Source organism: Pseudonocardia sp., from assembly GCF_025465255.1.
Classification (GTDB): domain Bacteria; phylum Actinomycetota; class Actinomycetes; order Mycobacteriales; family Pseudonocardiaceae; genus Pseudonocardia.
On the sequence record NZ_JAODNI010000047.1, the window covers coordinates 1 to 11,602 of the forward strand.

An 11,602-nucleotide genomic window follows, 5' to 3' on the forward strand; every position below is an offset into this window, starting at 1 on the left:
CACAGGCCGAGCAGCGGGATGCCGTTCACCCGGGCGTAGCGGACCGCGCCGAGCTTGGCCGGGTAGGAGCCCAGGCGCATCGTGCCGCCCATGTCCCGCTCGCCCGCGACGACGTCGACCTGCTCGGCCATCGTCGAGATCACCGGGTGCGGGGTGCGCGGGTCGAACTCGGTCGAGCTGGCGTCCTTCAGGCCGGCGAGGTTGCGCGCGGCCTCGATCACCATGCACTGCAGGCCGAGGCAGAGGCCGAGGACCGGGATGCCGTGGGTGCGGGCGTGCTGCAGCGCACCGAGCTTGCCCTCGATGCCGCGGATGCCGAAGCCGCCGGGGATGAGGATGCCGTCCACGCCGTCGAGCGCGGCCAGCGCGCCGGCGGGGAGCTCGCACTCGTCCGACGGGATCCACAGGACCTCGACGCGCGCCCGGTGGGCGAACCCGCCCGCGCGCAGCGCCTCGGTGACCGAGAGGTAGGCGTCCGGGAGGTCCACGTACTTGCCGACCAGCGCGATCCGCACCGTCTCGTCGGGGTGGTGGACGCGGTCCAGCAGGTCCCCCCAGACCGTCCAGTCGACGTCCCGGAAGGGCAGGCCCAGGCGGCGCACGACGTAGGCGTCGAGACCCTCCTTGTGCAGCACCCGCGGGATGTCGTAGATCGACGGCGCGTCCGGGGCCGCCGCGACGCCGTCGAGCTCGACGTCGCACATCAGGGAGATCTTGCGCTTCATGGCGTCCGGGATGTCCCGGTCCGCCCGCAGGACCAGTGCGTCCGGCTGGATACCGATGTTGCGGAGCGCGGCGACGGAGTGCTGGGTCGGCTTGGTCTTCAGCTCGCCCGACGGCGCCAGGTACGGCACCAGCGAGACGTGCAGGAAGAAGCAGTTGTCCCGGCCGACCTCGTGCCGGACCTGGCGGGCCGCCTCGACGAACGGCAGCGACTCGATGTCGCCGATGGTGCCGCCGACCTCGGTGATGACGACGTCCGGGGTGATCCCGTCCTCGTCCGGCTCCGCCATCGCGAGGATGCGGTCCTTGATCTCGTTGGTGATGTGCGGAATGACCTGGACGGTATCCCCGAGGTACTCCCCGCGGCGCTCCTTGGCGATGACCTCGGAGTAGACCTGCCCGGTGGTGACGTTGGCCCGGCCGTGCAGGTTGCGGTCCAGGAACCGCTCGTAGTGGCCGACGTCGAGGTCGGTCTCCGCACCGTCCTCGGTGACGAACACCTCTCCGTGCTGGAAGGGGTTCATCGTGCCGGGATCGACGTTCAGATAGGGGTCGAGTTTCTGCATGGTGACCCGGAGTCCACGCGAGGTGAGCAATTGGCCCAGGCTCGACGCGGTGAGGCCTTTACCCAGCGAGGACGCGACCCCGCCGGTGACGAAAAGATGACGGGTCGCGCGTGTCTGCACGGGATTTCAGGTTACCCGCACCCCCCGGCGCCCGCCCACCGGGCCGGGGTGCGCCGGCGGGTTTCACCTGATCCGTGCACGATCGGCACTCTCGCTCGGTAGGCCTGAGCGAAAGTGCCGATCGCGGGAGATCAACAGGGATCACACGCCCGGTGCCGCGCCGCCCTTCGCGTTCTCCGCGGAGCCGTAGCTGCCGGCCTTGCCGTCGAGCTGCTCCTTCAGGGCCAGGACGGTCGCGACCCGGCCGGAGCCGGTCTGCACGTCGTCGATGGTGGAGAGCCCCGCCGTCGACGGGCCGTCGGCGCGCGCGACGCCCACCGGTCCGGTCGAGCCGGCCGAGCCCTCCCGCCCGGCGAGCACGGCGCCCGCGCCGGAGCGGTCGAGCTGGGCCGCGAGCCGCGCGGTCACGGCGGCCGCGTCCCCGGCGTCGACGCCCTCGAGCGCTCCCCCGGTGAGCACGACGACCAGGTCGGCGGGCTGCGGCGCGGTGCCGGGCGTGACGAACCCGGCGCCCGTGAGCCCGCTGAGGACGGCCGTCGCCTGGTCCGGCGTCACCTGGCCGCCGCCCTTGACCAGGACCCCGGAGAGCAGGCCGCCGACGAGGCTGCCGGTGTCCGAGGCGGCGGGCAGCTGCGCGCCGGCCGGGAGCAGCCGGGACGTCAGCTCGTTGAGCTGGTCCGCGCGGGCCGGGTCCCCGACGGCGTCGGTCAGCGCGACGGTGCCGGTGACCTTCCCGCCCGCCTGTCCGACCAGATCGGCGACGGCGTCCGCGTCTGCCCGGGATCCTCCGGCGTCGACCAGCGCGACGGTCTTGTTCGCGAGCAGCCCGCTCACGGCGGCCGGGCCGACCCGGGCCGCGAACTGGTCCGCCGCACCCTGCTGGGCCACCAGCGCGTCGCGCTCGGCGGTCAACCGGGTGACCTGCGTGCCGAGGTCGTCGCGTTGCGCGGAGACGGCCGAGAGCAGCCGGTCCGACAGGCCGCTCGCCCCCAGGACGACACCGACCGCGAGCGCGAGGAACACCGCCGCGATGGAGATCGCGTGGTAGCGCATCGAGATCACCGTACGAACCAACCCTTGATCGTCTCGAAGAGGCCCAGCCCGAAGTTCGTGATCCACGCGACGACCGCGTCGCCGGCGTCGGACACCAGGAGCGCCGCGATCACCGCGACGATCGCCGCGCCGAGCAGCAGGAGGAGCGCGCCGGTGGAGATACGGCTGCGGTAGAGCTGGGCGATGAGCTGCCCGTCGACGAGCGTGCCGCCGGCCTGCAGGCGGGTCAGGAACGTGGAGGCGTTGGAGCCCGACCGGCCGCGGTCCAGGAACTCGGCCATGGTCGCGGACAGCCCGACCGTCACGATCATCGACGCGCCGTGGTGGTGGGCCAGCAGCAGCGCGAGGTCCTCGGCGTTGGCCGAGCTCGGGAACGTCACCGCGCTCGCGCCGAGGTCCTGCACCCGGTGCAGACCGGGCGCGTGCCCGTCCGCGAACGCCGGGACGACGACGTCCGCGCCGCTGGTCAGGGCTTCGGTGGAGACGTCCGCCGGATCCCCCACGATCAGGTGCGGCTTGTGCCCGGCGGACATCAGCGCGTCCGCGCCGGCGCCGACCCCGACGAGGACCGGCTGGTACTCCTTGATGTAGTTCTTCAGCTTCACCAGCTCGGGCACGTGGTCGAACCCGGCCGCGACGACCAGGACCTGCTTGCCGGCCAGGGACACGTCGACCTGCGGGACGCCGTGCCCGTCGAGCAGCAGCGCACGCTCCTGGCGCATGAACTCGATGGTGTTGGCGGCGAACGCCTCGAGCTGGTGGGTGAGCCCGGACTTGGCCTCGACCAGCGCGTCCGCGACGGAGTCCGTGGTCTGCACCGAGCCCCGGGCCAGCTCCACCTCCCCGGCGTAGACGACGCCGTCGTGCAGCCTGATCCGCACCCCGTCCTTGATCGCGTGCATCGCCTCGGCGCCCACGCCGTCGAGCAGCGGGATGCCGGCGTCCATCAGGACCTCGGGGCCGAGGTTGGGGAACCGCCCCGAGATCGACGGCGACGCGTTGACGACGGCGGCGACCTCGGCCGCGACGAGGGCGTCGGCGGTCGCGCGGTCCATGTCGATCTGGTCCAGCACGGCGATCTCGCCGGGGCGCAGCCTGCGCAGCAACGAGTCGGTGCGACGGTCGACCCGGGCCACGCCGGCAAGGCCGGGCAGCTCGGGGCGCGAGCGGTGCAGCAGCCCGGAGAGCTTCATGAGGGCACTGTGACATTCGGGACGCGTGGTGCGGCGAAGGCACGCCGGGCCGCCCCCTAATCGCGTCATGGAGCCACAACACGCTTTCCGGGCCCGGAAGAGCGCGTTGTGGCTCCATGACGCGACTGTCAGCGGCGCCGTCTGCGTGTGGGTCTGCGGTCCGACTCCCGGTGGGCCCGGGCGGCGGCGAGCAGCTCCTCGGCGTGCGCCCGGCCGGTGTCCGTGTCGTCCAGGCCGGCGAGCATCCGGGCCAGCTCCACGATCCGGTCCGCGTCCGCCAGCGTCCGAACGCTGCTTCGGGTCACCCCTTCGCCCCGCTTCTTCTGCACGACGAGGTGCCGGTCCGCGTAGGCCGCGACCTGCGGCAGGTGCGTCACGACGATCACCTGATGGCGGGCCGCGAGCCGGGCCAGGCGCCGGCCGATCTCGACCGCCGCGCGGCCGCCCACCCCGGCGTCGACCTCGTCGAACACCATCGTCGGCACCGGGTCCGCCCCCGCGAGGGCGACCTCCAGGGCCAGCATCACCCGGGACAGCTCGCCGCCGGACGCGCCCTTGTGCAGCGGCTGCGGCTGCGAACCGGGATGCGGGACGAGCCGGAGCTCCACCTCGTCGACCCCCTCGGTCCCGGCCACCACGTACTCGCCGTCGACGGGCAGGGCATCGTTCGCGTCCGGGCCCGAGGCCGCGCGGGGCGCGACCGACACGTGCAGCTCGGCGTCCTTCATCGCGAGCCCGGACAGCTCCGCGGTGGTGTCCGTGGCGAGCCGCCCGGCGGCCTCGGCGCGGGCCGCGGAGAGCGCGACCGCGTGCCCGGCCAGGTCCGTGGCCAGCGCGTCCCGCCGCGCGGCCAGCGCCGCGAGCGCCTCGTCGGACGTGTCCAGCCCCGCCAGCCGCTCCCGGGCGTTCGCCGCCCACTCGAGCACCCCGTCCGTGTCCGCCGCGTACTTGCGGGTCAGGGCCTTGAGCTCGGCCTGCCTCGACAGGACGACGGCGAGCCGCTCCGGGTCCGAGTCCAGCCGGTCCAGGTAGCCGCCCAGCTCCCCCGCCACGTCCGTCAGCACCGCGAGCGCCTCGCCGAGCCGCGGGTCCAGCACCGCGAGCTCCGGGTCCCCGGAGGCCTGCAGCCGGTTCCGCGCCTCGCCGACGAGCCCGACCGCCCCGGGGCTCTCCCCGTCGTCCGAGCCTGCGAGCACCGCGCGCGCCAGCCCGGCGGCCTCGCGCAGGTCGTCCGCCTCGGCGAGCCGCTTGCCCTGCTCGACGAGCTCCCGGTCCTCCCCCGGCTGCGGGTCCACGGACTCGATCTCGGTGAGCCCGAGCCGGAGCATGTCCGCCTCCTGGGCCAGCCGCCGCGCCCCGTCCCGCCGCTCGACGAGCTCGGCGCCGACCTTCAGCCACTCCCCGCGGGTCTCCCGGTAGGCGGCCAGCGGCTTGGCGACGGCGTCCCCTGCGTAGCGGTCCAGCAGGGCACGCTGGTCCGCCGTCCGGAGCAGCCGGAGCTGGTCGTTCTGGCCATGGACGGCGAGCGTCGCCTCCGCCAGCCGGCCCAGCACCCCGACGGGCACCGAACGGCCCCCGAGGTGCGCGCGGGACCGCCCGTCCGCCGACACCGTACGGACGGCGATCAGCGTGCCGTCCTCGTCGACGTCCGCCGCGACCTCCTCGGCCAGCGCCAGCGCCGACGTCCCCGCGTTCTCGAACCGTCCCTCGACGACCGCGCGCGGCTTGCCCTCGGACACCCGGGACGCCTCGGCGCGGCCCCCGCCGAGCAGGGACAGCCCGGTCACCACCATCGTCTTGCCCGCGCCCGTCTCACCGGTCAGCACGGTGAGGCCGGGGTCCAGTTCCAGCGTGGCGTCGTCGATCACGCCGAGGCCCTGGATGCGCATCTCGGCCAGCATGGGGCGCACGATACGGCGCGGGTCCGACAGCCCGGGGCGGAACACCCCGAAGTCCTCCTCAGTGATCCCCGTCCGGGGCGCCACGCCACCCACGGACCGGCAGGTCGAACTTGCGGACCAGCCGGTCGGCGAACGGCTGCGCCACCAGGCGCACCATCCGGACCGGGTCCTTCCCGCGGGTCAGCTCGACGCGCGCGCCGGGCGGCAGCACGAAGGTCCGGCGGCCGTCGCAGTCCAGCACGGCGGGTGGGCCCGAGGCGGCGATCTCGATGGCCACCTCGCTGTCCGGGGAGATCACCATCGGCCGCGCGAACAGGGCGTGCGCGTTGCTCGGCGCCAGCAGCAGCGCCTCGACCTGCGGCCAGATCAGCGGGCCGCCCGCGGAGAACGCGTAGGCCGTCGACCCGGTCGGCGTGGCGCAGATGACGCCGTCGCAGCCGAACGCCGAGACCGGCCGCCCGTCGACCTCGAGCACGACCTCCAGGATCCGCTCGCGCGAGCCCTTCTCGACGACCGCCTCGTTCAGCGCCCACGTCCGCGCGACGATCTCCCCGTCGACCCGGACCGCGGCATCGACCGTCATCCGCTCCTCGACCTGGTAGTTCTTGTCGACGAGCGCCGCAAGCGCCTCGTCCAGGGACTCCTGCTCGGCCTCCGCGAGGAACCCGACGTGCCCGAGGTTCACCCCCAGCAGCGGAACCTGCGCCGCCCGCGCCAGGTCCGCGGCGCGCAGCAGCGTGCCGTCCCCGCCGAGGACGAGCACCGCCTCGGTCTCCGCCGCGCACGCGGGGGTGCCGTCGACGACCTTGGGTTCCATGCCCGGGGGCAGCGACGAGCCGTTGTCCACCTCGGCCCACTCGTCGGCGAGGACGCGGAGCCGGATGCCGTCGTCGGCCAGCCGTTTCGCGACCGCGGCCGCCACCCGGCGGTTGGTCTCCCGGCCGGCGTGCAGCACCACCAGCAGCTCCCTCACGCGGGTCCCTCCGCCACGGCCCTCGCCAGGGCCCGGTCGCCCGCGTCGTCCCCGGTCCGGGACAGCCGCAGGAAGAACTCCACATTGCCCGACGGTCCGGGCAGCGGGCTCGCCACGGCGCCCCGCAGGACGAGCCCGTGGCCGCGCGCCGCGGCCGCGACCTCGGTGAGCGCGGCCAGCCGGAGCTGCGGGTCCCGCACCACCCCGCCCGCGCCGAGCCGTTCCCTGCCCACCTCGAACTGCGGTTTCACCATCGGCAGCAGGGTGCCCGTGTCCGACGTGCACGCGACGAGCGCCGGTAGCACCGTACGCAGCGAGATGAACGACAGGTCGGTGACGGTCAGGTCCGCCGCACCGCCGATGGCCTCCGGGGTGAGCGCGCGGACGTTGGTGCGGTCGTGGACATGCACCCGCTCGTCGGACTGCAGGCGCCACACGAGCTGCCCGTACCCGACGTCGACGGCGACGACCTCGCGCGCCCCGCGGGTGAGCAGCACGTCGGTGAAGCCTCCGGTGGAGGCCCCGGCGTCGAGACAGCGTCTGCCCTCGACGACGACGTCCGGGAACGCGTCCAGGGCCCCGAGCAGCTTCTTCGCGCCACGCGACGCCCAGTCCGGCTCGTCCGACGCCTTCTCGACCTCGACGGGTGTCGCGCGGTCCACGAACGTCGCGGGCTTCGCGGCGGGCATGCCGTTCACGGTGACCCGGCCGGCCGCGATCAGTTCGGCGGCCTGCTGCCGGGAGCGGGCGAGTTTGCGACGGACGAGTTCGGCGTCCAGCCGGGCACGGGTCGGCATTGCGGTGATCCGGTCAGGCCTGGGGCCGGCCGGCCGCGAGAGCCGCGCCCAGTGCGGCGTGCACCCGCTCGAACGCCGCGACGTGCTCCGACGCCGGGGTGCCGGCCAGCCCGTCCAGCGCCGCCATGGCCGCGTCGACCTCGCCGCGGACGGCCTCGATCGGCCGGGCGGCGACCGGGCGGGGGTCGCCCGGGCGCGGGGACGAGCTCGGGTACGTCATGGTCGGCGGCTCCGTGATCGGGACGTGCGGGATCGGGCGTCGGCCGCCACGGTAGTCGAGCGGCCCGACGGACGGCCGGTCATCCCGAGGCGAGCTTCAGGGCCGCGAGGACCTTCGTCGCCGCATCCCCCTCGCCGCGGACGACGGCGGGGCCTCCGCCGGACGCCCAGTGCGCGCCGCAGAGGGCCCGGAGCGCGTCCAGCTCGGGCTCCGGCGAGCCGTCGCCGTCGCCGGTCAGGACGAGGTCGTCCGTCACCTGCCAGCCCGGCCGCGGGCCGGGAGCCAGCTCGTCCGCTTCGCGGGTGAGCGAGGACAGGTCCGCGGCGATGTACGTGGGCCGCTGGTTCTCCGGCGCCGTCAGCACGTCCGCCGGCGTGGACACCCCGGTGAGGACGAGCAGGGTGGGCAGCCCGACGGCGGTGCCGCCTGCGACGTCCGTGTCCAGCCGGTCCCCCACGACGAGGCCCCGCTCGGCCCCCGTCGCGTCCGCCGCCTCCTTGATCAGCCGCGGCGCGGGCTTGCCCGCCACCTGCGGCTCCTTACCGCTCGCGATCCGCACCACCCCGACCATCGACCCGTTGCCGGGCATCGGGCCGCGCTCCGTGGGCAACGTCGGATCGACGTTCGTGGCGACCCAGAGGGCACCGCCTCGCACGGCGGCGGTGGCCTCGGCGAGGTGGCGCCAGCCCGTGTCCGGGGAGTGCCCCTGGACGACGGCGTCCGCCCCCTCGGCGGTGTCCGTGACGGTCAGCCCGCGACCCGTGACCTCCTCGACCAACGCCACCGTGCCCACCACCAGCACCGACGCCCCGGCCGGCAGCTGTTCGGCGAGCATCGCCGCACCGGCCTGGGAGCTGGTGCGGACGTCGTCGGTGGCCGCCGGGAAGCCGAGCTCGGCCAGGTGCGCCGCGACCTCCGACGGCCGCCGCGACGCGTTGTTCGTGACGTAGGCGGTGCGGACGCCGCGGGCGGCCGCGTTCACGACCGCCTCGACGGCGCCCGGCACGGCGTCCTTGCCCGCGTAGAGGGTGCCGTCGAGATCGGCCAGAAGGACGTCGTGCCGGGCGAGGAGGTCGTCGGTCACAGGGTGGGGCCGCCGTCGGGGGTGTCCGCGGAGGGGCCTGCCGGGTCCTCGGACGTCTCGTCCGTGCCCTCCTCGTCGACGGCTGCCGCGTCCGTGGTCGTCCCCGGCTCGACCGGCTCCGCCTCGTCCGTGTCCGTGGCGGTGTCCTCGCCGACCGCCGCCTCGGTGCCGAGGACGTCGTCGGCGTCCTCGTCGCCCGGCGAGTCGGCGAGCCCCGATTCGTCCGCGTCGTCCGGCTCGGTGTCGTCGTCGAGATCAGCATCGTCGTCGAGATCGGCATCCCCGAGCGGGGCGGTGTCGTCCGTCTCGTCCTCGTCCGTCTCGCCGGCGACCTCGGCGTCCGTCGCCTCCCCGGCCACGGCGGCCGGCGCGGCCGAGACCCGCTGCTCCGGAGCGTTCTCCTCGACGCCGAAGACGATGTCGTCCTCGTCGTCCTCCGGGAGGTCCTCACCGGTCAGCTCGGCGATGCGGCTGAGCGCGTCCGTCTCGCCGTCCGTGTCCGCATCCGCCGCGTGGACGAACCACTGCACCGCGTCCGCCTCGCGGCCGGCGGCGAGCAGGTTGTCCGCGTAGGCGTAGAAGAGCCGCGAGCTCCAGGGCTCCCGCCGCTTCGGGTCCAGGTCCTCGCCCTGCAGCCCGACGACGGCGGCCTCGATCTCGCCGAGGTCCCGCCGCGCACCGGCCGCGACGATCGCGAGCTCGATCCGGTCCGCCCGGTCCAGCTCCTTCACCTCGGGGCCGCGGGCCAGTTCGAGCGCCCGCTCCGGGCGGCCGAGGGCCCGCTCGATGTCCGCCATGACGGCGATGTGCCCCGGACCGCCGCCCATCCGGCGGGCCGCACGCAGCTCGCCGAGGGCCTCGTTCCACTCACCCGCGTGGTAGGCCACGATGCCCGCGGCCTCCCGCACGACGGCGATCCGCGACGCGCGGCGACGTGCGTACCGGGCGTGCTCGAGGGCGCGCTCCGGCTCCTCGTCGACGAGCATCCCGGCTGCGACGAGGTGCCGCGCGACCTTCTCCGCGGTCTCCTTCTGGAGGCCGCGGAGGTCACGGCGCACCTCGGTGTCCAGTTCGCCCGCCTTGATCTCGTCCGGTAGGCGTGGCTCGGCCACGAACCCGGGCTCGGCGGACGCCTGCGCGAGGCGCGAGGGCTCGTCGCGGCGGAACCCGCCGCGGTCGTCCCTGCCGCGGTCGTCCCTGCGCCGGTCGCCACCGGGCCGTTCGCTCCGGCGGTCTCCCCCGGGGCGGTCCCCACGATCCCGGCCACCGGCGACACCGCCGCGCCGCTCGCCGGGCCGGGAGAAGCCACCGGAACCACCACGGTCGCCGGCGCGCTGCGGACGGTCGCCGCGGGGCGCGCTGTCGCGGCGGGGCGCGCTGTCGCGGCGTTCGCCACGGTCCGCCGGACCGCGACGCTCCTGCGCGCCCTGGTCGTCCGAGCGCCGATCCTCACGGTCCTGGTGGCGGGGGCGGTCGTCCCCGCGGTAGCCGGAGGAGCGGTCCTCCCGCGGCTTGTCGTAGCGGGGCTTGTCGTAGCGGGGACGGTCGCTTCCGGGCCCGTCGCCCCGAGGCCGGTCGCTGCCGGGCCTGTCGCTGCCGGGCCTGTCGCCACGGGACCGGTCGTACCGCGGCTTGTCCTCGCGCGGCCGGTCGTCGCGGGGGCGCTCGTACCGCGGCTTGTCCTCACGCGGCCGGTCGTCGCGGGGGCGCTCGTACCGCGGCGCGTCGTCGCGGGAACGCCCGTAGCGAGGGCTGTCGCCCTGGGAACGGTCCGAAGTCCGGCTCCCGGAGGGCCGCTCGCCGCCCTGGCCCTCGTCCCGCCGGGAGTCACCGCGCCGGTCGTCCGGGCGCTGGTAGCCGCCCTTGGAACCCCCGGACCGGTCGTCCCGCGAGTAGGCGCCGCGCCCCTCCCGGTCGCGGTCCTGCCACGAGGTGCGCGGACGATCGCCACCGCGATCGGAGCCGCGGTCGCTGTAGGTGCGTCCGCCGCGGTCTTCACGAGGGGCGGACCTGCGGTCGTCGTCCCCGCGGTAGCCGCGGCGTTCCCCCTGCCCCGAACCCCGGGCGTCCCCGCCTCGGGCGTCCCCGCCTCGGGCGTCACGGTCGCGGGAGTCACGGTCGCGGAAGTTCTTGCCCTCGTAGCCGCGTCCGCCGTCCCGCGGACCGCTGCCGCGCTCCGCTCCTCCGCGGCCGCTTCGCTCCTGGCCGGGCCGGTCCGAACCGCCACGGCGGTCGTCGTCGCGGCGGAACGAGGGGCGACCCGCGCCGCCACGGTCGTCGCGGCGGGGGGCGCCTCCGGTGCGCCCGCCCGAGGTCTTGCGGTCGTCCCCGCGGTAGCCCCCGCGCCGGTCACCGGTGGCGGGACGTCGGTCGTCGCCCCAGCTGTCGACGAAGGGCTTCTTGTCGCTGCCGCCCGTACCGCTCGGGCGGTCGCGGCGGTCGTAGCCGCCGGAACGTTCCGGGCGGCCACCGCCCTCGCCGCGCCCGCGCTCGGGACGGCCACGGCGGTCGTCGCCGCCGCGGCTCTCGCCACGGCGGTCGGCTGCGCGAGGGGCACCTCCGCGCCGCTCATCACCGCCGCGCCGATTCTCACGGCCCCGCTCGTCGCCGCGGCTGTTCCAGCCGCTGCCGACCCGGCCCGTGGTCGAGCGGTCACGGCCCTGCTCTCGCCCGCCGCTGCCGGCCCGGGCGTCCCGGTCACCGGAACCACTTCGGGATGATCCTTCTTTTCGGTCCCGGGGTTCGCGCTCGTTACGTCGCGGATTATCGCCGGAACCATCCGCGATACTCACGCCCACCAGAATACAAAAAAGCAGGCCCCCACCTGACGGCGGGGGCCTACTTGATGTTGGATGTCGGCGGCGACCTACTCTCCCACACCCTGACGAGTGCAGTACCATCGGCGCTGGAGGGCTTAGCTTCCGGGTTCGGGATGGGACCGGGCGTTCCCCGCTCCGCCAAAACCACCGACA

Annotated in this window: 9 protein-coding genes and 1 rRNA gene; all 10 read right to left on the reverse strand. The window is 75.0% G+C overall.

Going from position 1 to position 11,602, the window contains the following annotated elements; all coding sequences use genetic code 11:
- Positions 1–1,409: CTP synthase (locus JWP64_RS04555; RefSeq protein WP_297492600.1), on the reverse strand; the 1,409-nt coding region annotated here is incomplete at its 3' end.
- Positions 1,410–1,550: 141 nt separating this feature from the next.
- Complete coding sequence (locus JWP64_RS04560; protein ID WP_297492622.1) at positions 1,551–2,471, reverse strand: copper transporter; 921 nt, start codon at positions 2,469–2,471, stop codon at positions 1,551–1,553.
- Positions 2,468–3,655: a putative cytokinetic ring protein SteA gene (steA, locus tag JWP64_RS04565; RefSeq protein WP_297492603.1), complete on the reverse strand. Its 1,188-nt coding sequence runs from the start codon at positions 3,653–3,655 to the stop codon at positions 2,468–2,470. Before steA ends, JWP64_RS04560 begins: the two co-directional genes overlap by 4 nt.
- Positions 3,656–3,783: 128 nt before the next feature.
- Complete coding sequence (gene recN, locus JWP64_RS04570) at positions 3,784–5,556, reverse strand: DNA repair protein RecN (protein WP_297492606.1); 1,773 nt, start codon at positions 5,554–5,556, stop codon at positions 3,784–3,786.
- A 58-nt stretch (positions 5,557–5,614) separates the two neighbouring features.
- Positions 5,615–6,529, reverse strand: a complete 915-nt coding sequence (locus tag JWP64_RS04575) for an NAD kinase (RefSeq protein ID WP_297492609.1) — start codon at positions 6,527–6,529, stop codon at positions 5,615–5,617.
- Positions 6,526–7,326 carry a TlyA family RNA methyltransferase gene (locus JWP64_RS04580; RefSeq protein WP_297492612.1) on the reverse strand — a complete coding sequence of 267 codons (801 nt, stop codon included), beginning with the start codon at positions 7,324–7,326 and terminating at the stop codon, positions 6,526–6,528. The genes JWP64_RS04575 and JWP64_RS04580 overlap by 4 nt, the downstream gene beginning before the upstream one ends.
- A 13-nt stretch (positions 7,327–7,339) precedes the next feature.
- On the reverse strand, positions 7,340–7,546 hold the full coding sequence (locus JWP64_RS04585; protein ID WP_297492614.1) for a hypothetical protein: 207 nt from the start codon (positions 7,544–7,546) through the stop codon (positions 7,340–7,342).
- Positions 7,547–7,625: 79 nt separating this feature from the next.
- Entirely contained in the window at positions 7,626–8,630 is a 1,005-nt protein-coding gene (locus JWP64_RS04590; protein WP_297492617.1) for an HAD-IIA family hydrolase, read from the reverse strand.
- The gene (locus JWP64_RS04595) at positions 8,627–11,422 is read right to left on the reverse strand and encodes a hypothetical protein (protein ID WP_297492619.1); all 2,796 of its coding nucleotides are present in this window, start codon (positions 11,420–11,422) and stop codon (positions 8,627–8,629) included. Before JWP64_RS04595 ends, JWP64_RS04590 begins: the two co-directional genes overlap by 4 nt.
- A gap of 61 nt (positions 11,423–11,483) precedes the next feature.
- Positions 11,484–11,601, reverse strand: a 5S ribosomal RNA gene (gene rrf, locus JWP64_RS04600).
- Position 11,602: the final 1 nt, after the last annotated feature.